Annotated in this window: 26 protein-coding genes; 6 read left to right on the top strand and 20 right to left on the bottom strand. The window is 72.4% G+C overall.

Going from position 1 to position 23421, the window contains the following annotated elements:
* Nucleotides 1–4: 4 nt before the first annotated feature.
* The 3 genes from WHN02_RS18715 to WHN02_RS18725 are packed head-to-tail and all read right to left on the bottom strand — an operon-like array spanning nucleotide 5 to nucleotide 2699.
* Nucleotides 5–361 (bottom strand): hypothetical protein, encoded by a 357-nt coding sequence (locus tag WHN02_RS18715; RefSeq protein WP_434740013.1) that lies wholly within the window; start codon nucleotides 359–361, stop codon nucleotides 5–7.
* 23 nt (nucleotides 362–384) lie between these two features.
* Complete coding sequence (locus WHN02_RS18720) at nucleotides 385–2064, bottom strand: hypothetical protein (protein WP_434740014.1); 1680 nt, start codon at nucleotides 2062–2064, stop codon at nucleotides 385–387.
* Nucleotides 2061–2699 carry a hypothetical protein gene (locus WHN02_RS18725; protein ID WP_434740015.1) on the bottom strand — a complete coding sequence of 213 codons (639 nt, stop codon included), beginning with the start codon at nucleotides 2697–2699 and terminating at the stop codon, nucleotides 2061–2063. The genes WHN02_RS18720 and WHN02_RS18725 overlap by 4 nt, the downstream gene beginning before the upstream one ends.
* A 126-nt stretch (nucleotides 2700–2825) precedes the next feature.
* On the opposite strand from WHN02_RS18725, the gene WHN02_RS18730 reads away from it, so the two are divergent.
* The 3 genes from WHN02_RS18730 (at nucleotide 2826) to WHN02_RS18740 (ending at nucleotide 5745) form a co-directional block, all read left to right on the top strand.
* Nucleotides 2826–3587 carry a glycerophosphodiester phosphodiesterase gene (locus tag WHN02_RS18730; RefSeq protein ID WP_434740016.1) on the top strand — a complete coding sequence of 254 codons (762 nt, stop codon included), beginning with the start codon at nucleotides 2826–2828 and terminating at the stop codon, nucleotides 3585–3587.
* Nucleotides 3588–3602: 15 nt separating this feature from the next.
* Complete coding sequence (locus WHN02_RS18735) at nucleotides 3603–4994, top strand: MFS transporter (protein ID WP_434740017.1); 1392 nt, start codon at nucleotides 3603–3605, stop codon at nucleotides 4992–4994.
* Nucleotides 4995–5064: 70 nt separating this feature from the next.
* Nucleotides 5065–5745, top strand: a complete 681-nt coding sequence (locus WHN02_RS18740) for a thymidine kinase (protein ID WP_434744003.1) — start codon at nucleotides 5065–5067, stop codon at nucleotides 5743–5745.
* Between the two features lie 13 nt (nucleotides 5746–5758).
* Here WHN02_RS18740 and WHN02_RS18745 read toward each other — a convergent pair whose 3' ends face one another.
* The 7 genes from WHN02_RS18745 to WHN02_RS18775 form a co-directional block, all read right to left on the bottom strand.
* On the bottom strand, nucleotides 5759–6157 hold the full coding sequence (locus WHN02_RS18745; protein WP_434744004.1) for an Rv0361 family membrane protein: 399 nt from the start codon (nucleotides 6155–6157) through the stop codon (nucleotides 5759–5761).
* Between the two features lie 115 nt (nucleotides 6158–6272).
* Complete coding sequence (locus tag WHN02_RS18750) at nucleotides 6273–7262, bottom strand: tyrosine-type recombinase/integrase (protein ID WP_434740018.1); 990 nt, start codon at nucleotides 7260–7262, stop codon at nucleotides 6273–6275.
* A 115-nt stretch (nucleotides 7263–7377) separates the two neighbouring features.
* Nucleotides 7378–8706: a magnesium transporter gene (gene mgtE / locus WHN02_RS18755; protein ID WP_434740019.1), complete on the bottom strand. Its 1329-nt coding sequence runs from the start codon at nucleotides 8704–8706 to the stop codon at nucleotides 7378–7380.
* A gap of 324 nt (nucleotides 8707–9030) precedes the next feature.
* Nucleotides 9031–9921, bottom strand: a complete 891-nt coding sequence (locus tag WHN02_RS18760) for a VOC family protein (RefSeq protein WP_434740020.1) — start codon at nucleotides 9919–9921, stop codon at nucleotides 9031–9033.
* Complete coding sequence (locus tag WHN02_RS18765; RefSeq protein WP_350899671.1) at nucleotides 9921–10244, bottom strand: Dabb family protein; 324 nt, start codon at nucleotides 10242–10244, stop codon at nucleotides 9921–9923. The genes WHN02_RS18760 and WHN02_RS18765 overlap by 1 nt, the downstream gene beginning before the upstream one ends.
* A 15-nt stretch (nucleotides 10245–10259) precedes the next feature.
* Nucleotides 10260–10784 carry an aromatic-ring-hydroxylating dioxygenase subunit beta gene (locus tag WHN02_RS18770; RefSeq protein ID WP_434744005.1) on the bottom strand — a complete coding sequence of 175 codons (525 nt, stop codon included), beginning with the start codon at nucleotides 10782–10784 and terminating at the stop codon, nucleotides 10260–10262.
* A 5-nt stretch (nucleotides 10785–10789) separates the two neighbouring features.
* Nucleotides 10790–12190: an aromatic ring-hydroxylating oxygenase subunit alpha gene (locus WHN02_RS18775; protein WP_434740021.1), complete on the bottom strand. Its 1401-nt coding sequence runs from the start codon at nucleotides 12188–12190 to the stop codon at nucleotides 10790–10792.
* A 304-nt stretch (nucleotides 12191–12494) separates the two neighbouring features.
* Between WHN02_RS18775 and WHN02_RS18780 the strand changes: the two genes are divergently transcribed.
* Entirely contained in the window at nucleotides 12495–13604 is a 1110-nt protein-coding gene (locus WHN02_RS18780; protein ID WP_350899677.1) for an acetamidase/formamidase family protein, read from the top strand.
* A 61-nt stretch (nucleotides 13605–13665) separates the two neighbouring features.
* Here the strand turns inward: WHN02_RS18780 and WHN02_RS18785 are convergent, their stop codons facing one another.
* Genes WHN02_RS18785 through fdxA form a run of 7 tightly spaced genes read right to left on the bottom strand, consistent with a single transcriptional unit; the run spans nucleotide 13666 to nucleotide 19201 of the window.
* Complete coding sequence (locus WHN02_RS18785; protein ID WP_434740022.1) at nucleotides 13666–14571, bottom strand: ribokinase; 906 nt, start codon at nucleotides 14569–14571, stop codon at nucleotides 13666–13668.
* 7 nt (nucleotides 14572–14578) lie between these two features.
* Nucleotides 14579–14953 (bottom strand): cupin domain-containing protein, encoded by a 375-nt coding sequence (locus WHN02_RS18790; protein ID WP_350899681.1) that lies wholly within the window; start codon nucleotides 14951–14953, stop codon nucleotides 14579–14581.
* A gap of 33 nt (nucleotides 14954–14986) precedes the next feature.
* Nucleotides 14987–15778, bottom strand: a complete 792-nt coding sequence (locus WHN02_RS18795) for an HpcH/HpaI aldolase family protein (protein ID WP_434740023.1) — start codon at nucleotides 15776–15778, stop codon at nucleotides 14987–14989.
* Nucleotides 15779–15785: 7 nt separating this feature from the next.
* Complete coding sequence (locus WHN02_RS18800; protein ID WP_434740024.1) at nucleotides 15786–16949, bottom strand: hypothetical protein; 1164 nt, start codon at nucleotides 16947–16949, stop codon at nucleotides 15786–15788.
* A 34-nt stretch (nucleotides 16950–16983) separates the two neighbouring features.
* Entirely contained in the window at nucleotides 16984–17913 is a 930-nt protein-coding gene (locus WHN02_RS18805) for a fumarylacetoacetate hydrolase family protein (protein ID WP_434740025.1), read from the bottom strand.
* Complete coding sequence (locus WHN02_RS18810; RefSeq protein ID WP_434740026.1) at nucleotides 17910–18890, bottom strand: NAD(P)/FAD-dependent oxidoreductase; 981 nt, start codon at nucleotides 18888–18890, stop codon at nucleotides 17910–17912. Before WHN02_RS18810 ends, WHN02_RS18805 begins: the two co-directional genes overlap by 4 nt.
* Nucleotides 18890–19201: a ferredoxin gene (gene fdxA / locus WHN02_RS18815; protein ID WP_434740027.1), complete on the bottom strand. Its 312-nt coding sequence runs from the start codon at nucleotides 19199–19201 to the stop codon at nucleotides 18890–18892. Before fdxA ends, WHN02_RS18810 begins: the two co-directional genes overlap by 1 nt.
* 173 nt (nucleotides 19202–19374) lie before the next feature.
* Between fdxA and WHN02_RS18820 the strand changes: the two genes are divergently transcribed.
* Nucleotides 19375–20691, top strand: a complete 1317-nt coding sequence (locus WHN02_RS18820; protein WP_434740028.1) for a hypothetical protein — start codon at nucleotides 19375–19377, stop codon at nucleotides 20689–20691.
* Between the two features lie 112 nt (nucleotides 20692–20803).
* The gene (locus WHN02_RS18825; RefSeq protein ID WP_434740029.1) at nucleotides 20804–21541 is read left to right on the top strand and encodes an IclR family transcriptional regulator; all 738 of its coding nucleotides are present in this window, start codon (nucleotides 20804–20806) and stop codon (nucleotides 21539–21541) included.
* A gap of 11 nt (nucleotides 21542–21552) precedes the next feature.
* Here the strand turns inward: WHN02_RS18825 and WHN02_RS18830 are convergent, their stop codons facing one another.
* The 3 genes from WHN02_RS18830 to WHN02_RS18840 form a co-directional block, all read right to left on the bottom strand.
* A complete protein-coding gene (locus WHN02_RS18830; protein ID WP_434740030.1) occupies nucleotides 21553–22314 on the bottom strand; it encodes an IclR family transcriptional regulator in 762 nt (253 codons plus the stop codon).
* Between the two features lie 133 nt (nucleotides 22315–22447).
* On the bottom strand, nucleotides 22448–22864 hold the full coding sequence (locus tag WHN02_RS18835) for a nuclear transport factor 2 family protein (RefSeq protein ID WP_434740031.1): 417 nt from the start codon (nucleotides 22862–22864) through the stop codon (nucleotides 22448–22450).
* Nucleotides 22852–23301 (bottom strand): VOC family protein, encoded by a 450-nt coding sequence (locus WHN02_RS18840; protein WP_350899397.1) that lies wholly within the window; start codon nucleotides 23299–23301, stop codon nucleotides 22852–22854. Before WHN02_RS18840 ends, WHN02_RS18835 begins: the two co-directional genes overlap by 13 nt.
* Nucleotides 23302–23421: the final 120 nt, after the last annotated feature.

A 23421-nucleotide genomic window follows, 5' to 3' on the forward strand; every position in this document is an offset into this window, starting at 1 on the left:
CCGGTCAGCCGCCCTGCCACGCCCGGAGCACCTCGGCGACGGCCACCGCGACGGGGGTCACCGGGGCGGCCGCCTCGGCCAGGTCCTGGAGCAGGGTCCGTATCCGGGTCGGGGGTGTCGGCTGTGGGCGGGTGAGTTCGGCGCGCAGGTCGGCGGCGAGGGCCCGGGCCGGGGGCGGGAGGTGTCCCCGGTGCCGGTCGAGGACCTCCACCAGGCTGGTGAGCAGGGCCGTGAGGTCGGCGGGGCCGGAGGCGGTCAGGCCGCCGCCGACGGCGTACGCGCCGGGGCCGACGGCCTGGTTGCCGACCTGGCTGACCCCGCCGGACTGCTGGATGCCGTAATTGACCGGGTTGTCGGACACCGGTTGTCCCCTCTCCCCTGTGTTCAGGTGTCGCGTCGCTGCCGGCCGGTGGTGTCACCGGCGGTCGCCTGGTCGGGGGTGTTGGTCTGGTCGGCTCGTGCCCCGGCCCCGACGGCCTGGTTGCCGACCACGCTCAGTCCCCCGGTCTGGATCACTCCCTGGTTGAGGATGGTGGTCTGTCGGGTGCGGAACTCCGCGGCGTCGACTCCCCGGGCGTCGAGGAAGTCGACGATGGCGGCCAGGACGTGCCGTTCGACGACCTTGAGGTGTTTGGCGGCGTCGAGGACCTGGAAGTAGTTGTGGTAGCCGGTGCCGGTGGCCAGTTCCCGTACTCCGGTGCGGGCGCCGTAGTCGTAGCCCAGGTCCTCGCGGGCCTGGCGGCGCAGCCGGGCCTGCCGTCGGCCGTGTCGCCCCTCGCGCAGCAGGTCACGGGTCAGCCGTGCGGGTGCGCCGAGGGCGGTACGCAGCAGTGTCTGGGTGCCGGTGGTCAGCAGCCGTACGAGGTGGGTGGCCGGTAGCCACTCGGTGAGCCGGTCCACGTCGTGGTAGCCCGGTCGGGGTGGTTGCAGGACGGTCCGGGCGCACTCCAGGTAGAGCACCCTGCCGTCGGTGGAGAAGTGCAGGAACGTTCCGGCCACCACCTCCCCTCCCCAGGAGGGGACCAGGGCGCACAGGTAGTGGCGGGCCGCGCCGCGTGGCCGGGCGGCGACCTGGCGTACCTGCTGGTCGGTGAAGCGTTGCCGGGGCATGCGTTGCCGGTCGGGCAGGAGCCTGCGGTCGTCGGTGAGCAGCCGGCCGTGGACGAAGACCCGGTCCTGCAGGACCAGTCCGGCCAGGCCGTCCTGGCCGGCGGGGTCGGCCCGGACGGCGGCGAGGTGGTCGCGGACGTGGTCGATCAGGTCGACGACGTCGAAGGTGACGGTGGCCGTGGGCTGGTCGGGGCGGCCGACGAGGGGGTCGGCGGCCACGAGCGGCAGGGCGAACGACCAGCCGACGACGGGGTCGCCGTAGCCGACGAACGGGTCGTATCCGCCGTAGACGGTGACGTTGCCGCGTTGGGCTGTCTGCAGGGCCGCCAGTCGGGTGCCGTGGCGGCCCTCCTCGGTGGGGGGTGTGGTGGGGGGTCGGAACAGTCCCCGGCGCAGACGGGTCGCCAGCAGCCACCGGGTGCCGGCCAGGTGCAGGACGAGGGCCAGGTAGGCGGCCACGCCGAAGGGCAGGGCCAGCCAGGGGCGGCCGACGAGCCAGCCGAGCAGCGGGTCGCCGTTGGTGTCCTCGGCGACCCGGTCGAGTTGCAGGAGCAGGATCCCGGAGGCCAGTGCGGCGGTGAGGGTGCCCAGCAGTGGGGCGAGCACGTCGTGTCGGGGGTGGCGTCGGGGGGTGAGTGCGGCGGTGAGGGCCATCGCGGTCCCGGCCAGGAGGGTCCACAGCGGGGAGATCAGCACTGCGGCGCCGCCGGTGAGCAGCAGCCACGCGTCGCGTCCGCAGCGTCGTCGTCGGGCGTGCAGGCAGTGGCGCAGGACCGTGGTGAGGTCGAATCCGACCGAGGGGGCGACGGCGCGCAGGTCGTCGTCGAAGGTTTCGGCGAGGACCCGTTCGGTGAAGGTCTCGTCGGTGTGGGCGGCGGCGCACAGGTAGCGGGTGGCTTCGCTGTGCAGGCCGGTGTCGTCGGGTGGGTCGCTCTGGTGGGGTACCACGGTCATCCCCGTTCCGGGTCGGACAGGTGGGGGTGGGACGCCGCCCAGGCGAGCAGTGCCCCGGACAGGACGCAGAAGTACAGGCCGCCGGTGAGGGTGGTCAGGACCGAGGGGACCAGGGACTGTCCGCGCAGGAGGGGGTCGTCGAGCAGGAGTTGGGTGAGGGCGGCGGTGAGGGTGCCGCCGGTGGCTCCGAGCAGGGGTACGGCGAGCAGGGCGAGGGTGCGCCACAGGGCGGTGGGGGCGGCGGTGGTGGCGAGGCGGCGCAGCAGCCAGATGGTGATGATCAGGAACAGCAGGGTGCGGAGGTTCCCGGCGAGCCAGAGTCCGGTGGTGTCCGGGTCGGTGGGGCGGGGGTCCCAGGTGGGCCAGGACGCGGCGACGACGACGGTGAGGGCGAGGACGACGAGGAGTCCGGCGGTGCCGTCGGCGTCGGGGAGCGCGTAGCGGACCTGGTGGATCAGGTCGGTGGCCCAGGGGTTGCCGAGGGTCAGGACGGTGAGCAGCAGGATCCGGGCGGTGACGGGCAGCCGGGGTGGGGTGGAGGTGGTGGGGTGGGACAGTCGGGCCGGCAGAGGGTCCAGCGGCCGGAGCACCAGGGGTGGTGGGTGCTGCCCGGGACCGGACGGCGGCAGGGTCATCCCGTCATGGTCACGCCGTGCGTCGGTGTGGTCACCGGCACTGTCGTATATCCGAACGACGTGGGGTGTCGGGATCGGTCACGCCCCGGTCGTCGGGGTGTCATCCGGGGCCGGGATACTGCGCGCGTGCCCTCTGGTTACCTCGACGCGCCTGGTCCGTTGGCTTTCGCCCACCGTGGTGGTGCCGCCGACGGGGACGAGAACACGGTGGCCGCGTTCACGCGTGCCGTCGAGTTGGGGTACCGGTACGTGGAGACCGACGTGCACGCCACCGCCGACGGGGTGGCGGTGGTGTTCCACGATCGGACGCTGCATCGGGTGACGGGTGAGCCGGGGCGCCTGGCCGACCTGCGGTGGGCTGATCTGGCGTCGGTGCGGGTCGGTGGGGCGGCGGTGGTCCCCCGGCTGGACGAGGTGCTCACGGCGTGGCCGCAGGTCCGGTTCAACATCGACGTGAAGTCCGACGGTGGGGTGGAGCCGACGGTGGCGACGGTGGGTCGTGCCGGTGCGGGTGGTCGGGTGTTGTTGGCGTCGTTCAGTGACGCCCGGCTGTCGCGGTTGCGGGCGTCGACGGCGGGGCGGGTGGCGACCAGCCTGGGGATGCGGGGGGTGGCGCGGCTGCGGTTGGCGTCGCTGCACGGCCGGCGGGTGCGGTTGCCGCCGTCGGTGGTGGCCGCGCAGGTGCCGCCCCGTTACGGTCGGGTGCCGGTGGTCGACCGGCGGTTCCTGGCCTACTGTCACCGGCTCGGTCTGCAGGTGCATGTCTGGACGATCGACGAACCCACCGAGATGCACGAGTTACTTGATCTCGGGGTGGATGGCATCATGACCGATCACGTCGGCGTGTTGCGCGACGTCTATCTCAGCCGCGGCCACTGGGCCGCCTGAACCCGAGGACCCCCATTGGCCGAGACGGTCATCCCCACCCGGTCCGAGCCGGGCAGTACCCGCCGGGAACGGACGGGCTGGTATCTCTACGACTGGGCCATGTCGGCCTTCTCCACGACGGTGTTGACGGTGTTCCTGGGGCCGTTCCTGACGAGTGTCGCGAAGCTCGCCGCCGGGTGTGAGCTGGGTGCCGACGACTGTGTGGGGTACGTGTACCCGTTGGGGGTGAAGGTCGCCGCCGGGTCGTACTTCCCGTACCTGGTGTCGGCGTCGGTGTTCCTGACGGTGTTCGTGCTGCCCATCGTCGGTGCGGTGGCCGACCGGTCGGCGCACAGGAAGCGGATCCTGGCGGTCACGGCGTTCACCGGGGCGGGGGCGACGATCGCCATGGTCTTCGTGACCGGGGATCGGTATCTGCTCGGTGGTGGCCTGTTCGTGGTGGCGAACATCGCGTTCGGGGCGTCGGTGGTGGTGTACAACTCGTTCCTGCCGCATCTGGGTGGGCCCGACGACCGGGATGCGATCTCCAGCCGGGGTTGGGCGTTGGGGTATCTGGGCGGGGGGTTGCTGTTGGCGTTGAACCTGGTCGTGGTGACGATGTTCAGCCGGGACGGGGACGGGCAGCGGACGTTGGATCTGGCGCGGGCGTCGATCGTGTCGGCCGGGGTGTGGTGGGCGGTGTTCACGCTGGCTCCGTTGCGGTGGTTGCGGGAGCGCCCGAGTGCCGACGCGGTCGCGGGTGCCGGTGGGCGGGGCAATGTGCTCGTCGACGGGTTCCGGCAGTTGGGTCGGACGTTGCGTCAGATCAGGGCGTACCCGTTGACGTTGTTCTTCCTGCTGGCGTTCCTGGTCTACAACGACGGGATCCAGACGGTCATCGCGTTGGCCAGTCAGTACGGGACCGAGGAGTTGAAGCTGGAGCAGGGCACCCTGATCGTGACGATCCTGCTGGTGCAGTTCCTGGCGTTCGGTGGGGCGTTGTTGTTGGGGGCGTTGGCCAAGCGGATCGGGGCGTGGAAGACGGTCCTGTTGAGTCTGGTGCTGTGGACGGGGGTGATCCTGGCCGCGTTCTGGTTGCCGGCGCAGGCCCCGGTGCACTTCATGGTCCTGGGCGGGGCGATCGGTCTGGTCCTCGGTGGTAGTCAGGCGTTGAGCCGGTCGTTGTTCAGTCAGCTGATCCCCGCCGGGAAGGAGGGCGAGTACTACGGCTTCTACGAGATCAGCGACAAGGGCACGAGTTGGCTCGGTCCGTTGGCGTTCGGGTTGGTGTTCCAGTTGACGAACTCGTACCGGGTGGGACTGGTCTCGCTGTTGATCTTCTTCGTGGTCGGGTTCGCGTTGTTGGCGGCCGTGCCGATCCGGCGGGCCATCATCGCCGCGGGCAACACTCCCCCACGGGTGCTGTGACGAGGCGGGCCGATCCGGGGGCGTCGATCGGCTAGGCTGCCCTGCCGTGACCGACGACGACGCCCTCTCCCTGCCGACCTGCCTGCCCGGTTCCCGGCCCGACCCGGGCGTCGGGTGCGCCGCGAACCGGGGTGTGAACGGGCGGCCCCTGCACGCGGCGGCGTTGAAGTTCTTCTGGGGTCCGATGGACTGCGGCAAGTCCACGATGGCGTTGCAGATGAACCACAACCACGCCCGGCAGGGCCGTCGGGGGTTGGTGACGACCCGCCTGGACCGGTCGTTGGGGCCGCAGGTCACCACCCGGATCGGATTGGCGCACACCGCCATCGAGGTGACCGAGGGGATGGACCTGCGGTCGCTGGTGCGCGACGCCCGCGCCGACGGTGTCGGGGTGGACTACCTGATCTGCGACGAGGCGAGCTTCTACGACGTCGAGCACATCGAGCAGATGGCCGAACTGGTCGACCACGACGACGTCGACGTGTACGCGTTCGGGTTGGCCACGGACTTCCGGGCGCAGCTGTTCCCGGCGGCGAGACGGCTGTTCGAGCTGGCCGACGAGGTGGCGCGGATCCAGGTCGAGGTGCTGTGCTGGTGTGGGCGGGAGGGGCGGCTCAACGCCCGGGTGGTCGACGGGCGGGTGGTCCGTGAGGGTGAGCAGGTGGTCATCGGCGACACCGTGGACACCGCCCGGGTGCGGTACCAGGTGCTGTGCCGTCGGCACCACCGCACCGGTGACCTGGGCGGGTGAGCGGGGGGCCGGTTCAGTAGGGGTCGCCGCAGACCTTCCACCCGTCGTCGTCGCGGACCACGCGCAGGTCACGGTCGTCGCTGGTGGCGTTCTCCCGGTCCAGGCGTACGGCGACGGTGCCCTCGGGGCGTCCGCTGCGGGTGGTGACCGACACGTCGAGCAGTCGGTAGCCGGTGACCTGCGGTGGGGTGCGTACCCACTGGTCGAACCCGATGCGGCTCCACCGGGTCCGGGCGTCGGCGCACAGCAGGTCGTAGGCGCCGTCGGTGTCACCGTCGGACAGGTCCTGCAGGAACCCGTCGGCGGTCTGCCGGACCGGCCCGTCGGCCTGCCGGACGACCTGGACGTTCCACAGGCCCAGCCCGGCCACCCCGGTGCAGCACAGCGCCACCGCGCACCCGGCGATCAGCATCCCGGCCCGGACCGGGCGGCGCGGCCGGGCCGGTCGGGTCCACCCGTCACCGCCCACACCTGTCGACCGTAGAGAACCCGAGGGCACCCCCGCAGCGACTTCCCCGTGGTGGCGGTCAGCGGCGGCGGGCGCGGGCGGCCCAGATGACGTAGGACGGGTCGCGGTCGAGGTTGTGCCGGTCGCGGTCGTAGCGGCGGGTGGTGCGGGGGTCGGCGTGGCCCATCGCGTCCTGGACGTCTTCGAGGGGTACGCCTTCGGCGCGGGCGGTGGTGGCGAAGGCGTGGCGCAGGGAGTGGGGGGACAGCTTCGACCAGGTGGACAGGCCGGCGGCCTGGGCGAGTCGGCGGACCAGTCGGAACACCGAGTGTCTGTCGAGTCGGCCGCCGCTGGCGGTGACCAGCAGGGGGCCGGTCAGGTCGGTGACCGTCACCCCGGTGGTGGTGGCGCGGTGGGTGAGGTAGGCGTCCACGGCGTGGGCGGTGCCGGGGGTGAGGGCGCGGCGGCGTTGTTTGCCGCCCTTGCCGACGAAGCGGATGCTGCGGTGGCCGCGTTCGGTGCCGAGGTCGGTGAGGTCCAGGGAGACCACTTCCCCGACCCGCAGGCCCAGGTCGGCCAGGAGGGCGAGGGCGGCCCGGTTGCGGTGGGCGGTGGGGCCGGTGTCGGCGTCGGCGGCGGTGAACAGCCGGTCCACCTCCTCGGGGCTCAGGCCGACGGTGGACGAGTGGTCCCGGTCGATGCGGGGTCGGTCGGCGCCGGCGACCGGGTTGGCCTCGACGGCCCGCAGTTTGACCAGGAAGTCGTACCAGCTGGACAGGGCGGAGAGGCGGCGGGCCACGGTGGCGGGGGTCAGCGGGCGGCCGGTGCGGGCGGCGAGGCTGGACTCCAGGTGGCGGGCGTAGTCGTTGACGTCGAGGAAGTTGGCGCGCAGGGGGTCGAGGTCCCCGGCGGCGCACCAGGTGAGCCAGGTGGTGACGTCCCGGCGGTAGGCGTCGCGGGTGTGGGCGGACAGCCGCCGGTTGCGCAGCCAGGCCTCGGTGAAGTCGGTGGGGCCGGTGGGCAGGGCGAGGCGGGCCGACGAGCGGGTGGGAACGACCGGGAGGTGCATGTGAAAAATGTTCTCAGCGGTCGGCCGGTGACGCGACCCGCCGCGCCGGGTCCGACGGCGGGAGGTCGACGGGCGTCCGGGGCCGTGGACCCCGTCGGGGGGGGGCTGGTGTCGGTCAGAGGGTCAGGACCGCCGCGGCCACGGCGAAGTAGATGAGCAGGCCCGTCGCGTCGACGAGGGTGGTCACCATGGGGGCGGAGATCACGGCCGGGTCGATGCGCAGTCGCTTGGCCAGCAGCGGCATGGTGGCCCCGACGGTCGCCGCCCACGCACAGATGATCACCAGGGAGAGTCCGACGACGGTGGCGACCTCGACACCGACGACGACGGTGCCGACGACCATCCCGACGAGGGCCAGCAGCGTACCGAGCAGCAACCCGACGCGGGACTCCCGCCACACCACCCGGGGTAGGTCCGAGCCGCGCAGCTCCCCCACCGCCAGGGCCCGCACGGCGGCGGTGGTGGCCTGCGCGCCGGTGTTGCCGCCGGTGCCGACCAGCAGCGGGATGAACAACGCCAGCGCGGTGACCTGCTCCAGGGTGGCCTCGAAGATCTGCAGGACGTTGACGGTGAGCACCGAGGCCAGGATCAGCAGGAGCAGCCAGGGGGCACGGGAGCGGGCCAGCCGCCACACGCTGACCGCCATGTAGTGCCCGGCCCAGGGGGCGGAGGCCGCCTGCCGGGCCACGTCCTCGGTGTCGGCCGCCTCGATGATCTCCATGGCGTCGTCGATGGTGAGCAGTCCCACCAGGCGGTCCTCGCTGTCGACCACCGGAAGGGCCAGGACGTTGGTCTCGCGGACCAGTCGGGCGGCGGCCTCGGCGGGGTCGGTGGCCCGGGCGCGGGGCACGGCGGTGTCGACGACGTCGTCCAGGGGGCGGTCCGGTGCGCTGAGGACCACGTCGCGCAGCTCGACGACGCCGACCAGACGCCGACCGGCGTCCACGACCGGCAGGGTGTACACCGTCTCGGCGTGCGCGCCCCGTTCCCGGACCAGACGCAACGCCGCCCCGGCGGTCAACTGCCGGGGCAGCACCACCGTCTCCGGGGTCATGAGCTGCCCGACGGAACGGGCCGGGTAGCCGAGCAGCGTCGCGGTCAGCCGACGTTCGTGGTCCGACAGCCCCGCCAGGACCCGTTGGGCCACCTTCGCGGGCGCCTCGGAGAGCATCCGCGCCCGGTCGTCGGGGTCCATCTCCTCGACCAGGTCACGGAAGGCCTGGTCCCGCAGCCCGGCCAGGATCGCCTGCTGGTCGACCGGTCCCAGCTCCTCGAACACCTCGAGTGCCTGGTCCTTGTCGAGCAGCCGGAACGGCACCCCGGCGGCGACCCGGTCCATGCGGGCCAGTTCGTCGGCGACGACGTACGCGGGCTGCTCGTCGAGCCATCGGCGGACCGAGGTCAGGTCGTTGCGGGCGACGAGTCGGCTCAGGGTGGTCGTCATCGTCGGTTCCCGGTGCGGGGGCTGTGCGTCGTGCCGGTCGGGACGCGGGCGTCGGACATCGCGGACCTCCGGGGTGGGGTGGGCGGTGGGACACGGCGTCGTGGCGGCCGTGTCGCCGGCCGAGCCCGGAGGTGCTCGGTGACCGCACGTCGGTGTTCCCGGTCGTCTGGACCCTAGCTCACCGACAGTGATCGACGCCGGTGGGGGCGTCGGTACGACGTGCGCCCGTACCCCCGTCGACGGGGGTACGGGCGCACGGGGTGGCCGGGGTGCGGGGTCGGCCGGACCTGGGAGCCGACCCGCACCCGGCCACCGGGGGGACGGCTAGAAGCGGCCCCAGTCGTCGGCGGCCGGACGCCACACGTCGATGTTGCGCGGGTCCACCGACATCCGGCGGGCCCGGTGCGTGGCGTGCTCCTCCTCGGTGAAGACCCGGTGCCTGTCGCACAGCTCGTAGCGGGGACCGTGCTTCGGGTCGTGCATGTAGAACGCGATCGACGTCGACGCGGAGTGGTTGACCAGGTCGGAGGCGATCGGGACCTGCTTGTACTGGGCGCGGGCCCGGCCACGCATGACGTGGTCGAAGCTCTTCATCCGGAAGCACAGGTGCGCGACGTAGAACTCCTTGTTGCGCTGCAGGGCGAGGCTGTGGTGGTAGCGGTCCTCGCAGCGCAGGAAGACTGTCACGTCACCGACGTGGTCGGAGGCCTGGAAGCCGAGGACCTCGGTGTAGAAGTGCAGGCTCTCCTCGTACTTGTCGGTGGCGAGGAAGGGGTGCACGAGGTCCACGGGGCGCAGCTCGATCAGCGGCGGCTCGGCGTACTCGGTGAACTCGGTGAACAGCTCCACGATCAGGCCGTTGGGGTCACGGACGGCGAATCCGTTCTGCACCAGCGGCTTGACCCGGTCGGCCAGGTCGAGGATCTCATGTCCGGCGGCGGTGACCCGGTCCCGCAGGTCGTCGAGGACCGCCTCGGACTCGACGCTGAACCCGATGGCGGTGGTCCAGGAGACCTCCCGCTGCGGGGCGGCGACCAGTTCGATGCTGTGGTGTTCGATGTCGGCGCGCAGGAACGCGTACTCGTCGTCGTGCTGTTCCAGTTGCAGGCCGACGTGGTACTGGAGGAACTCGATGGAGGCCGCCAGGTCCGGCACCTCGATCCGGGCGTACTCCATGCCGTACGGTCCGCGGCGGCGGGTGGCCTCGGTGGACATCAGCGGCTCCTCTCGGTGTGCGCGTCCCCGGTGTCGGGGAGGGTGACGATGGCCTGGCGTTCGATGACCGGGCGCCAGCGTTCCCGGACGAACCGCTCGTGCGACTCGCTGTTGAGGTAGGCGAGCAGGTCCTGCTCGGAGTCGAACTCCACGACGAACCCGTGGGTCATGGAGGTGTCCCGGGTGCTGACGTTGACGCCGCTGCGCCAGTTGCGCATCGCCGGGTAGGTGTCGGGGAAGGTCTCCAGTTCGGCCAGGACCGACTCGGCCGTACCGGGTGGCAGGTCGTCGCGGAACCGGAAGACCAGCATGTGGGTGATCATGTGGTGGCCTTCGGGTCAGAGGATGAAGCTCAGGCGGGCGCCGGGGTCCATCGCCTCCATCACCGGCACCGCCCGGCGGACCCGGAACCGCAGCCCGTCCGGGTCGACCTTCAGGACGTGCTCGTACCGGCCGACGTAGGTGTAGGCGCCGCCGTCGCGGTAGCGGTGGATGACGAAGTTCGCGGTGATCCAGAGGGTCTCCGCGCCGGCCTCCAACAGGATCACGTTGGAGATCATCCGGTGGGTACGCGAGTGCGGGTTCTCCGCGTGCGCCTTGCGGCTCTTGAGCCGCTTGACCCGGGCCTGGATGAGGTCGTAGTCGTCGCAGACGAAGTATCCGGCGGTGGTGGCGTCCCAGCCACCCCAGTCGGTGGTGGGGACCTCCAGCCGGCCCCCCTCCTCGATGAGGGTGAACCACTCGTCGAGGCGCCACTCGTCGAGCAGCTGCGCCTCGTGGTAGAGGAAGTCCTCCACCTCGGCCCGGGTCACCTCACGCGAACCCACGTTGACCACTCCCCTACGGCTGACCGTCGTCGACATCGCGCTCACGCCCCCTCTTGCGGGCTGCCGGAGCCGGCCAGCAGCGGGCTGGGGCCGGGCTTGGCGGGGCCGGCCGGCGGGGTGCCGCCGACGGTGGTGGTGGCCTGGACCCGGTGGGCCCAGTGCCGCCAGAAGCTGCGCATGGCGCCCTCGTCGATGGAGCGGCCCTGGTTGCCCTGCTTCTCGTTGGCCATGCCCCGGGACATGTCGCTCCAGTCGTGGGCCGGGTCGCCCGCGTCGGCGGTGGCCACGATGCCGCGCTGGACCGCCTCGTACGCCTCGATGTCGTCGGGGGTGGCCAGGCCGCCCGGTCCGACGAAGCTGACCATCGTCTTGATCCGCAGGGCGCGGACCGACTCCGGCTCGCCGACCTCGACGAACTGCCAGGCCCGCACGTCGGTGCGGTCGGGGGCGACCGGTTCGAGCTGGCGGATGGTCAGCGCCTCCAGGTCGAACAGCAGGAGGTTCGGGAAGACGAACAGGATCCGGCTGGCGTCGGCGATCTCGGCGGCCAGGTCGTCGCCGAGCCGGGCCTGCATCTCGCGGCGCTTGGCGGTGGTGCGGGTCTTCTCCTCCTCGCCGAAGCGGGGCTCCCAGACCATGCCGATGCGCCCGTTGTGCCCGGTGAGCACGAGCAGTCCGTGGCCGCCGCCGAGGTCGTAGGCGTACTGGTCGTCGTCGGTGACGGCGAAGCCGGTCTCCCGCAGGTAGCCCACGAACGTGTTGTGGGTCGGGGCGAAGTGGTAGCCGTCCATGGCGTTCTCGACGGCGAGCTTCCAGTTGCCCTTGACGCTGTAGGACTGGACACCCGGCAGGGTGGTCATGCCCTTGTCACCGATCTTGGCGGTCAGCGACATGTAGTGCGCGGCCGGTCCCAGGTGGGTGAGCAGGTCGGGTACGTCCTCGGTGAACGCGATGAAGACGAAGCCCTCGTGGATGTCGAGGCGGGGCACCTGCCGCAGCGCCATCGAGGCCCGGAACGCCGGGTCGTCGGGGTACGCGTCGTCGCCGGGCAGCGCGGCCAGGTCGCCGGCGTTGCTGAACGCCCACGCGTGGTAGAAGCACTGGAAGAACTTGGCGTTGCCCTCGCTGTGGCGGCACAGGACGGTGCCCCGGTGGGTGCAGGCGTTGAAGAAGACCCGCACCTGGCCGTCGGAGTCCCGGACGAGGATCAGGGGTCGTCCACCCAGGTTCCGGGTCTTGAAGTCGCCCGGGTTGGGGACCTCCGTTTCGTGGCCCAGGTAGAGCCAGGTCCGGCCCCAGATGCGCGCGACCTCCTCGGAGAAGACCTCCGGGTCGCGGTACGCCGAGCGGTGCACGCGGAACCGCAGTGCCTCCCAGTCCTCGTCGATCATCGCACCGGCACCGGGTCCGCCGTTCGGGCGTTCCGGCGTCTGCTGCGTCATCACCCCACCGCCTTCTACGTTATGCGAGACAGCATCTCGCTCTCCGATGCTGCTATCGGTGGGTGGTAGCTGTCAAGAGCAGGCGTAACTCAGATCCGGGTTACGCACTGTTAATCCTTGTGCAACACAACCGGGCGGGTACGGCGGACACGATCCCCAGCATCGACTTCGGCGCGGTCCCGGCTCGACCGCACACGCACCGGCCCCGCACCACCGGGCCGTCGCACACTCGCGCCCCGCCATCGCGCACCGCCGCGCCGATCCATCGCACCGACCGACGGTGTCACCCCTCCCGGAGGATCCCATGCTTCAGCCGCACCACGGTCCGATCGCCGGAACCCACTACCTGCCGAGCACCCCGCAGACCTGCCTGTGGGGCCGCCTGCCCGACCGGCGCCACGAATCGGTGCTGCGGGTGCGATCGGGCGAGACGGTGACCATCGACACCCTCAGCCACGAGGGCATCCTGGAGGACCAGGGACGGGACCCGGTCGCCTACCTCAAGCAGTTCGACGTCGACACCGACCACGTCCTCACCGACGCGGTGGAGCTGGCCGCCTCGGACGTCGCCCACGACTACGACACCGACGGACCGCACGTCGTCACCGGCCCGATCACCGTCGACGGCGCGCAGCCCGGTGACCTGCTCCGGGTCGACGTGCTCGACCTGCTGGTGCGGGCCCCGTACGGCTTCGTCAGCAGCCGCCACGGCTACGGCGCGCTGCCCGGGGAGTACCCCCTCACCCCGCTCGACACCGGACGCGACGGCGAGCAGCCCCGGGCGTACGGCAGCGTCTGCCACTTCACCGAGGTGGTCTCCAGCGGCGGCCGGCTCTACGGCACCCTCCCGTACGGCGACGGCCGGGCCGCCCGGTTCCCCCTGGCCCCCTTCCTCGGCCTGATGGGCGTGGCCGTGGACACCGACGAGCCGGTGCACTCGGTGCCGCCCGGCGACCACGGCGGCAACCTCGACATCAACGAACTCCAGATCGGCTCCTCGCTCTACCTGCCGGTGCAGCTGCCCGGGGCCGGGTTCTACGCCGGTGACCCGCACTACGCCCAGGGCGACGGCGAGGTGGCCCTGACCGCGTTGGAGGCCCCGCTGCGGGCCACCCTCCGGCTGACGGTGATCCCGAAGGCCCAGGCCGCAGGCCTGGTCGGCACCGCCGGCAGCCCGTTCGCCGAGACCGACACCCACTGGCTGCCGGTCGGCCTGCACGCCGACCTGAACGAGGCGATGCGCCGCGCGGTACGGGCCGCCGTGGACTTCCTCGGCCACCGGCAGGGCATGCCCGCGCCGACCGCGCTGGCCTACCTCAGCGCCGCCGCCGACTTCGAGATCAGCCAGGTCGTCGACGGGATCAAGGGCGTGCACTGCCTGATCCGCAAGGCGGACTTCCCCACCCACGTCTGAGGCGGTACGTCGGAGCCCCCTGCCCGAGGTGCAGGGGGCTCCGACGTGCGTACGGGCCGGGCTACCCGGCCGGAACCTCGTCCCGGCGGGGCGCGGCGGCCATCGCCCCCGCCCGGGTGACGGTCACCGCCGCCACCCGGCTCGCCCAGCGGGCCGCCGCGTCGATAGCGGCCCCGTCGAGCAGCGCGTCGGCCAACGCGGCGCAGAAGGTGTCCCCCGCGCCGGTGGCGTCCACCGCGTCCACCCGCTCGGCCGGGACGAGCCACTGCCGGTCGGCGGTCACCACCAGGGCGCCGTCGGAGCCCAGGGTGACCACCACCGGCCCCCGGGTGCCCAGCGAGCGGGCCTGCGCCACCAGCCGGTCGACCTCCCGGTCGTCGGCGGGTCCGTCGGGCACGCCGGCCAGGGCGGCCAGCTCCCCCCGGTTGGGCACGAGCACGTCCACCCGGGCCAGGGTCGCCGGATCCACCGGACGCGCCGGAGCCGGGTTCAACACCACCAGGCCACCGGCGGCGCGGACCGCGGCGGCCACCACCCCGGCGTCGACCTCCTGCTGCAGCAGGACCGCCCCGGCACCGCCGAGCAGCGCACCGAACGGGTCGAGGTGCTCGGGGGCGAGCCACATGTTCGCCCCCGAGCTGACCGCGATGGTGCTGTCGCCGTCGGCGGTGACCAGCACGATCGCCTGCCCGGTGGGGCGGGGTGCGCGCAGCACCCCGGAGGTGTCCACCCCCTCGGCGGTCAGCAGCCCGGTCAGCCACTCCCCCTCGGTGTCGGCGCCGACCGCGCCGACCATGGTCACCCGACGGCCCAGGCGGGCGGCGGCGACGGCCTGGTTGGCGCCCTTGCCGCCGCCGGCCCGCCGGTGGTCGGCGGTGCCCAGCACCGTCTGCCCGGGCGCGGGCAGCTCCGCCAGGGGCACCACCACGTCGACGTTGAGGCTGCCCACCACCACGATCTCGGTCACGGTCGGGTCAGTCCTGTCCGGGACGCCACGCGTGCGGCAGGAAGTCCGCCCTCGGCGGGGTGAAGACGTCCACGTTGATGCACGGCCCCTCGGTCGGCTCGATGTAGTGCTGCGCGCCGCGCGGCACCAGCAGCATCGACCCCGGCCCCATCGGGTGCGCGACCCCGTCGACGTAGTAGTTGCACCGGCCGCCGAGGATCAGCACCAGCTGGTCGAAGTCGTCGTGGTGGTGCGGGTTGAGGTCCATGCCGACGGCGAGTTCGTGCCAGGCGAACAGCACCTCGTCGGTGGAGTACACCTTGCGGCGCACCCCGGGGCGCACGTCGGTGGCCGGGATGTCGTCCCAGTTCACCGAGGTGCCGTACAGCTGCGGATTGAGCATGTCGGGCGGATCCCTTCGGGAGGTCGGGTCGGGTCAGCGCCGCGCGGTCAGCCCGCGCAGACCGGCGCCGAGCAACTGCAGGTCGGAGCCGAGGACCAGGTAGCGGGCGTCGGCCAGACCGAAGCGGGCCAGGGCCTCGGGGGTGTGCTGCGGCAGCCACCCGCCCAGGGCGGTGCCGCCGACGCGGGTCGCCTCGGCGACCTCGGCGGTGCGGGCCAGCAGCGGTGCCGGGTCGTCGGTGGTGGACAGACCGAGGCTCACCGACAGGTCGGTGGTCCCGACGAACGCGACGTCCACGGTGTCCAGCAGCTCCGGCAGCGGGTCCTCGGTGGTCGCCGTCTCGATCTGGGCGACCAGCAGGGGCGGGTCGGCCGCCTCGGCGGCCAGGTAGGCGTCCAGGCCGTCGGCGCCGTACCCGGCGGCCGGGTGGGCCAGGCTGATGCTGCGCCGACCGTACGGAGCGTACCGGGCGGCGGCGTGCAACGCCTGCGTCTGCGCCCGGGTCCGCACCGTGGACAGTTGCAGACCGGCCGCCCCGGCCTCCAGCAGCCGGTTGACCTGACCGGGGTCCACCGCCGGTATCCGGACCAGTGCGGGCAGCCCCAGCGCGGCGGCGAGCCGGAGCTGGTCGGTGACGGCCCGCTCGTCCAGGGCGGAGTGTTCCAGGTCGAGCACGACGAAGTCGAGCCCGGCGCGGGCGGCCAGGGCCACCGGGTCGGGGCCCGGCAACTTGAGGAAGGTGCCCACCAGCGGCCCGCCGTCGCGCAGCGTCGTGCGCAGTCGACGGCGGGCCAGGTGCGTCCCGAGCGGGTCGCTCGTGGTCATCGACGGCTCACGCGTCGGCCGGCAGGCCCCGCCACGGCACCGTGGCGATCCGCTCCCCGGCGCGCAGCACGACCTCCGGCTCCAACCGGACGGCGGGCATGGTGTTGCCGGCGGCGTCGGGCAGGATCGCCTCCTCGGCGTCGGCGAGGACGGTGACGTGCGCCGGGCCGCCCTCGACGAGGCTGCCGTAGCCCTCGGCGTCCAGGCCCAGCAGCCGGGCCGGGGCGGAGGTCACCCGGGGGACGATCTGCTCCATCGTCATGCCCAGGGCGCGGAGCTTGGACATGCTGGTGACCAGGTCGAACACCGGGCCGCGCCAGTTGCGGGCGCTGGTGTCGGAGGTGATCACGTCGGGCAGGAAGCCCTGCTCGATGGCCGGCTTGGCGACCTTGAAGCTGAGGTTGCTCTTGCCGTGCGCGGACTCGAACAGCACCCCGCGCTCGCGGGCGGCGTACACCTCGGGCAGGACGGTGCCGTCGCGCAGGATGCCGTACGGCTTGCCGGTGTAGCAGTGCGCGATGACGTCGCCGGGGCGCAGCTCGTCGAGGACCGTCGGCAGCGGCTCGGGGGTCTCGCCGATGTGCACCATCAGCGGCAGTCCGGCCTCGGCGGCCAGGGACAGGGAGCGCTTGAGCAGGGGACGCCAGTTGTGGCCGACGACGTCCTCGGAGAGGCGGATCTTGAATCCGCGTACCCGGTGCGGGTTGGCCTCGGCGACGGCCAGGGCGTCCTCCGGCACCAGGGTGTCGGGGTTCATCAGCTCGCCGAAGCGGAAGTCGATCAGCCCGAGGACGGAGACGTTGAGGAAGTTCACCAGGCGGATCTGGGCCGGCGCGGCGACGTAGGACTCGAAGGCGGCGAAGGTGGAGGCGCCGACGGTGCCGGCGTCGCAGGCGGCCACCACACCCCGGCGCAGGTGCGCCTCGTCCGGCGGGGCGCCGACCTTGGACACCTCGGCGAAGATGTGGGTGTGTCCCTCGACGAGGCCGGGCAGGACGTACCGGCCGGTGCAGTCGATGGTCTCGGTGCCGGCGGCGGCCAGGTCGGGGGCGATCCGGGCGACCTTGTCGCCGGTGATCGCGACGTCGACGACCCGGCTGGCACCGGTGTCGGCGTCGAACACCTGGCCGCCGGTGAGGACCAGGTCGTACCGGGGGGAGTTCTCGGTCATGAGATCAGGTTCTCTCTCGTTGAGGCGGCGGCGGTCAGGCCGTGGGGACGGCGCCGGCCGGGGACGCCGGGGCGGGGTCGGGGGTCTCGGCGCGGAAGCGGGTACGCAGGGGCAGCACCCCGCCGACGGTCACCTCGACCAGGTCACCGGGGGCGAGGAAGCAGCCCCGGTCCTGTCCGGTGCCGGCCGGGGTGCCGGTCAGCACCACGTCACCGGGTTCCAGCACGACGTACCGGGTGATCCAGGCGAGCAGTTCGGGGACACCGAAGATGAGGTCGGCGGTGCTGGCCTGCTGGCGCAGTTCCCCGTTGACCGTGGTGCGGACGGGGATGGCGTCCCGGTCGGCGACGGCCGCCAGGTCGAGCACCGAGGCACCGAGGGCACCGAAGCCGGGGAAGCTCTTGGCCAGTGTCGGGTTGGCCGACGCCTTCATCACGTCCCGGGCGGTGCAGTCGTTGGCGGCGGTGATCGCTGCCACGTGCGCCCAGGCCGACTCGGCGGGGGTGTGGTGCATCCGGGCGCCGATGACGAGGGCGACCTCTCCCTCGTAGTCGGGTTGCGCGCTGACCGAGGTCGGCAGCGGCACCACCGCGTCCGGTCCGCAGCCGGCGCTGGCACCCTTGAGGTAGAGCACCGGCTGTTCGGGCAGGGACCGGCCGGTGAGCCGGGCCTTGCAGTGGTAGTTGAGGCCGACGCCCCACACCGACCGGGTGTGGGCCAGCGGGGCGACGACGTCCCCGGCGAGGTCGTCGAGGGGCACCCGGTCACGGACCCGAGCCTCGCGGGCCGGGGCGAGTCCGGCACCGGCCTGCAGCAGCGCCGCCACGTCCGGGTACGGCAGGTCGAGCAGGTCGGCGGTGCCGTCGTCGCCGAGGCGGGCCAGCCCGTGGCGGGTGGCCAGCAGGTGCAGTCCGGCGGCGGCGGTGGGCTGGGGCGCGGTCACGTCCGCGGCGGGGGCGCTCACACCGAGTCCGAGGAGTGTCCGGGTACGGTGCCCAGGGCCGGGTTGACCAGCGGGGCGAGGTTGTTGACGGCGCTGGCCGCCTCACCGAACCCGACGGAGATCAGCCGGACCTTGCCCTCGTAGTCGGTGATGTCCCCGGCGGCGAAGACGCGGGGCAGGTTGGTCTGCATCGACCGGTCCACCTCGATGTAGCGGCGGCGCATCTGCAGCCCCCACCGTTCCATGGCGGACAGGTCGGCGATGAACCCGAGGGCGGCGACCACCGCCTGGGCGGGCAGTTCCTCGCGGCCCTCGCCCCGGACCTCGCTGATGGTGACCGAGGCGAGGGTCGGGTCGCCGGTGACGGCGCTGACCTCGTACGGGGTGCGGATCCGGACGCTGGAGCGTTCCAGTTGGGCGACGCTGTGTTCGTGGGCGCGGAACTGGGGACGCCGGTGCACCAGGGTGATGCTGGCCGCGTACGGCTCCAGGGCCAGGGCCCAGTCGACGGCGGAGTCGCCGCCGCCGACCACGACGACGTCCTGGCCGGCGAGTTCCTCGAGTCGGGGGACGAAGTAGCGCAGTCCCCGGCCGAGGTACTCGGTGCCGACGGGCAGTTCCCGGGGGGTGAAGGTGCCGATGCCGGCGGTGAGCAGCACCGCCTTGGCGCGTACCTGGCTGCCGACGTCGGTGCCGACGAGGACGTGGTCCTCGCCGGTGGTCAGGTCGACGGCGCTCTCCCCGAGCAGGAACGTCGGCTTGGCGGTGGCGGCCTGGGTGAGCAGCGCGTCGACGAGCTGCTGGCCCTTGACCGCCGGCAGGCCGGCGATGTCGAAGATGTCCTTCTCCGGGTAGAGGGCGGCGATCTGGCCGCCGGGTTCGGGCAGCGAGTCGACCACTGCCACGCTCATGCCCCGGAACCCCGCGTAGTAGGTGGCGTAGAGGCCGGCCGGGCCGGCTCCGATGACCGCGAGGTCGACCTCGATCTGCTGGGCCATCAGGTCGTGCTCTCGGTGACTGCCGGGTGGTCGCGGCCGACCCGGCCGATCTTGCGGGCGCCGCCGGGGTTGCCGATCTCGGCGAAGAACTCGGCGTTGATCGGGCCGAAGTGCGCCTTGGCGGTGGGCAGGTCCTCGATGTGGTAGATCGAGGTGACCGGGCAGACCGGTTCGCAACGCCCGCAGTCGACGCACTCGTCCGGGTTGACGTACATCATCCGGTCGCCCTCGTAGATGCAGTCGACAGGGCATTCCTCGACGCAGGACCGATCCTGCACGTCCACACACTCGTCGGTGACCACGTAGGCCATCGGTCCTCCCGCGTGTTCAGTGGTCTTGGTGGCACCGCCCCCCGCCCGCGACCTGCGGCTTTCGGTGTGGAAGCGGTGTCGTTGATGTCACGCCACGCTAGAGACACCATCCGGGCTATGTCAACATACGAGATGTCATCTTGAATGAGAGACACGACGTCGGGGAGGGCGCGATGACCGACGAGGTACCCGAGGCGCTGGGCCGGGCCGTCGACGCCGCCGTCGACCCGGACGCGCTGCTCGACACCCTGGCGGTGCTCACCGCCGGACCCAGCCCGTACGGGCGCGAACACGCCACCGCCCGGCGGCTGGCCGCCTTCGCCGCCGACCGGTGGCCCCACCTGTCCTGGCGGGTCGACCCGCTACCGGCCGTCGACGGGCTGCCCGACGCGGCGAACCTGGTCGCCTCCTGCACCCACGGCGACGCCGACGAACTGCTGCTCTACTCGCACCTGGACACCTCGCTCACCGGTGACCCGGGTTTCGACGCCGCCGTCACCGGCCACGACGGGCCGGTGCCAGCACTGCGTCGACAGGTCGGCCCCGACGCGGTGGTCGACGGTTTCGGCCTGGGCGTCGCCCGGGCCGCCGCCGCGAGCGCCCTGGTCGGCTTCGTCGCCGCCGCGACCGCGCTGCGCGACAGGGGGGTCCCCCACCGACTGACCCTCCTGCTCGCCGCCGCCGGCACCCACCGCCACCTGCCCGACGACCCCGCCGGGCAGGTGGCCGGGGGCGTCGCTTACCACCTGGACCACCTGTCGGCCCCGGCCGCCGCCGTGGTGGCCAAGAGCGGTCCCCCCGGCATCCTCACCGCCGAACCCGGCGCGATGTTCCTGCGGGTACGGCTGCAGACCCGCCACCATCCGGTCCTCGCCCGCGACACCGCCGTCCCCCCGGGTGGGCTGATCATGAACCTGGCCCCGGTCCTGGCGGCGCTGGAGACGTTCCGGCGGGCCCACCTGGACGCCCGGGCCGACCGCAGCGACCAGGTCGGCGCGGAGGTGGGCGTCGGCTCGGTCGGCGCCGGCCGCCCCGGCAAGCCCGACCTGCTGCCGGGCCGCCTCGACCTGCACCTGTACCTGGTGACGATCCCCGGCGACGAACCCGACACGATCGTGGCCGACCTGCGCGACACCCTCACCCGCGCCCTGGCCGACACCCCGCTGCGCGACTGCGTGCTGGACGTGGCCGGGTGGCCGGTGCACTCCGCCGCCGCCACGCCGATCGACGCGCCGATCAGCCGCCACGCCCACGCCGCCTGGCAGGCTGTGCACCACGCGCCACCCACGCCGATCCGGGGCTGGACCGGCTCCACCGACGGGGTGGTGCTGCGGGGTCGGGGCGTACCCACGGTCCGGCTCGGTCCGGCCCCCCTCGTCGGGGACCCGGACGATCCCCGACGGGATCGGTACGAGGTGGCGGAACTCGTCCGTTTCGCCCGCCTGTACGCGCGGATCGCGGTGCATTCCAGCACCGCATCGACAGACTGAGGTGCCGCATGCCATGATACTGTCTCACTTGACGCACGAAGGAATCCACATGGCGGACGGTAGTCCTCCGTCGGAGAAAACCCCTGACCAGAGTGCTCCGGCGATTCAGACCGTGCAACGTGCGGCGGTCATCCTCAACGCCTTCACCCCGGCCCGTCCACGGCTCAGCCTCAACGAGCTGACAGCCAGCCTCGGCACCAGCAAGGCCACCGCGCACCGCTACACCAAAGCGCTGCGCGAGAGCAACCTGCTGCGTTACGACGAACGGGAAGGGCTGTACTCCCTAGGCCCGCAGATCCTCAGCCTGTCGGCCGCCGCCCGCGCGGCCATGCCGGTGATCAGCATCGCCGGGCCGCACATGCAACAACTCGTCCGGGAGATCGACGAGACGGTCGTGCTCAGCGTCTGGGACGGCGACACGGCCGTCGTGGTCCGCGCCGACGACAACACCGACCGGGTCATCCGGGTCAGCGTCCGGACCGGTTCGCGGCTGTCGCGTACCGCCTCGGCCCAGGGGCGGGTCTTCTGCGCCTTCCTGTCCGCCGACGACATCCCGGGACTCGCCGCGGACCTGGCCGCCTCCGCCGAACTCCGCCACGAGGTCGACAAGATCCGGCGTACCGGCATCTCGGCGAACACCCCCTCGGTCAACGGGGTCCGCAGCATCGCCGCCCCGATCTTCCGGGGCAACACGCTGATCGCCGCGATGGCCATCGTCGGCACCACCACCTCGGTCCCCGAGGGCACCGACAGCCCTTTCGCCGCCGCCCTCCAGCGCGCCGCGAAGGTGATCACCGCCGACCTGGGCAGCAGCATCCTCGACGCCAACGGCCACCACCCGAGGCGGTGACCCCACCAGGGTCACCCGACGGCCGAACCGAGCCCCTCGGACAGTTCGCCGGCCACCTCGACCAGGTGGCCGGCGGCCGTGGCCTGCGCCGCACCGGTCAGCGCGGCGTCGGTGCCCAGCACCGCCAACGCGGCCACCACCTGACCGTGCTCGTACACCGGAGCGGCCAGGACCCGCACCCCGAAGTCCTCCGGGGAGTTGACCGCGTACCCGTCCCGCAGGACCCGGTCGACCACCGCCCGCAACGACGCCGACCCGCGCAACTGCCGGGCCACCACCGGCGACTGCGTCGGCGGCAGGTACGCGCAGAACACCCGACCCTGCGCGGATCGGGTGAGGTCCAACGGTGACCCGGTACGGACACTGAGCCGCACGTCGCCGGTGGTGTTGTCCATGCACCGCACCACCGTCGGGGCCTCCCCGTTCCACACGCTGAGCACGGTGGTCAGGTTGGTCGACTGCATCAACCGGTCCAGGTACGGCTCGGCGGCGGTGACGATCGGCAGCGCCGCCCGGGCGGCGGCCTCCATCGCCAGGATCTGCGGCCCCAGCGTGTAGGTGGCGGTGGCCACGTCGAACCGGAGCAGGTTCGCCGACCGCAACGCCCGCGCGTACCGGTGCGCGGTGGCCCGGCTGATCTTCAGGTCCGCGGTCAGCTCGGTCAGGGTCAGCCGAGGCCGGGACGCCGAGAACGCCTGCAGGATCGTGGCGGCACGCTGCACGGTCTGGATCGCCGGTACCTCGCCGCCGGCCTCCTCGACCCTGCCCGCCATCGCGTCACCTCGCGCTCGCCGTCCACCCGGATGACGAACTCTACCGACAGCGACCCGCCGTCGGCGACACCCCGGCGGGGACGGGCAGGTCGTCGGGGCCGTCACGGGCCCCGACGACTCGTCTCCCGTCCGGTCAGCTCCCGTCGGCGGCGGCGATCTGACGCGTGACCTCGGCCCCGTCCCAGTAGTCCACCCGGTGGGCGACGAGCCCGTCGGAGTCGACCCGGAACCGGAACACGCCCCGCACCGTCACCGGCGCCCCGTCCGCCGAGGCCAGCCGGAACGACATCCGGTACGCCACGGCGGCCCGGTCCCCGTCGACGAGCACCTCCTCGACCTCGTAGCGCAACGCGACGAAGTCGGCCAGGAACCCGTCCAGCCGGGCCCGGTAACCGGCCCGACCGACCACCCCCCGACCGGCGGCACTGGTGTGCTCGTTGACGAAGTCGGCACTGACGCAGCCGGCGATCGCGTCGGCGTCACCGGCGTTCAACGCGTCCAGGTACCGCAGCACCCCGTCGCGGGTACGCTCCGCGCTCAGCTGCCCCACACCCGCTGGACGGTGTCGTACACCTGCTGGTCGTGGGAGATCTCGATGACGTTGCCGTCCGGGTCCTTCAGCGCGCAGATGTAGCCCACCGGCGGGGGCATCTGCCGGGGCTCCCAGTGCAGGCATCCGAGCTCCCGGGCGCGGGCGGCGATCTCGTCGACGTCGGAGCGCTGCGGCACCTCGACACCGATGTGCGCGAACGGGTGCAGCAGACCGAGCTGCCCGCCCTTGTCCTTGTTGAACGAGACCAGCACCAGCACGAACGGCGTCTCGACCTGCTTGTCGTTGGAGAGCCAGACGCTCTCCCCGTCGGCGTCGGCGAACCGTTCCACCACGACCAACGGGGTGAGCGAGGTGTAGAAGTCGATCGCCTTGTCGAGGTCGCCGGTGGGCAGCGCCACGTGCGTCCATCGGGCGTGAGTCAGGCCGGTCGCCACGTTAACCTCCACCGTACCGAAATGTACAAGAACATCGCAGCTCCCAGCCTAGGCAGTGGTCGACGGCGGGTCGATGTGCCGCGGACACAAACCCGGCGCACCCGTTTCGACCTGCGGGTA

This window comes from Micromonospora sp. SH-82, from assembly GCF_051132485.1.
GTDB lineage: Bacteria > Actinomycetota > Actinomycetes > Mycobacteriales > Micromonosporaceae > Micromonospora.

Coding starts and splice junctions, on each gene's coding strand:
- WHN02_RS18795 (WP_434740023.1), bottom strand. CDS start 15,778: ATGACCACGAGCGACCCGCTCGGGACGCACCTGGCCCGCCGTCGACTG.
- WHN02_RS18790 (WP_350899681.1), bottom strand. CDS start 14,953: ATGCTCAATCCGCAGCTGTACGGCACCTCGGTGAACTGGGACGACATC.
- WHN02_RS18800 (WP_434740024.1), bottom strand. CDS start 16,949: ATGACCGAGAACTCCCCCCGGTACGACCTGGTCCTCACCGGCGGCCAG.
- WHN02_RS18725 (WP_434740015.1), bottom strand. CDS start 2,699: ATGACCCTGCCGCCGTCCGGTCCCGGGCAGCACCCACCACCCCTGGTG.
- WHN02_RS18765 (WP_350899671.1), bottom strand. CDS start 10,244: ATGATCACCCACATGCTGGTCTTCCGGTTCCGCGACGACCTGCCACCC.
- WHN02_RS18745 (WP_434744004.1), bottom strand. CDS start 6,157: ATGCTGATCGCCGGGTGCGCGGTGGCGCTGTGCTGCACCGGGGTGGCC.
- WHN02_RS18720 (WP_434740014.1), bottom strand. CDS start 2,064: ATGACCGTGGTACCCCACCAGAGCGACCCACCCGACGACACCGGCCTG.
- WHN02_RS18830 (WP_434740030.1), bottom strand. CDS start 22,314: ATGGCGGGCAGGGTCGAGGAGGCCGGCGGCGAGGTACCGGCGATCCAG.
- fdxA (WP_434740027.1), bottom strand. CDS start 19,201: ATGGCCTACGTGGTCACCGACGAGTGTGTGGACGTGCAGGATCGGTCC.
- WHN02_RS18820 (WP_434740028.1), top strand. CDS start 19,375: ATGACCGACGAGGTACCCGAGGCGCTGGGCCGGGCCGTCGACGCCGCC.
- WHN02_RS18810 (WP_434740026.1), bottom strand. CDS start 18,890: ATGGCCCAGCAGATCGAGGTCGACCTCGCGGTCATCGGAGCCGGCCCG.
- WHN02_RS18770 (WP_434744005.1), bottom strand. CDS start 10,784: ATGTCGACGACGGTCAGCCGTAGGGGAGTGGTCAACGTGGGTTCGCGT.
- WHN02_RS18760 (WP_434740020.1), bottom strand. CDS start 9,921: ATGTCCACCGAGGCCACCCGCCGCCGCGGACCGTACGGCATGGAGTAC.
- mgtE (WP_434740019.1), bottom strand. CDS start 8,706: ATGACGACCACCCTGAGCCGACTCGTCGCCCGCAACGACCTGACCTCG.
- WHN02_RS18775 (WP_434740021.1), bottom strand. CDS start 12,190: ATGACGCAGCAGACGCCGGAACGCCCGAACGGCGGACCCGGTGCCGGT.
- WHN02_RS18780 (WP_350899677.1), top strand. CDS start 12,495: ATGCTTCAGCCGCACCACGGTCCGATCGCCGGAACCCACTACCTGCCG.
- WHN02_RS18750 (WP_434740018.1), bottom strand. CDS start 7,262: ATGCACCTCCCGGTCGTTCCCACCCGCTCGTCGGCCCGCCTCGCCCTG.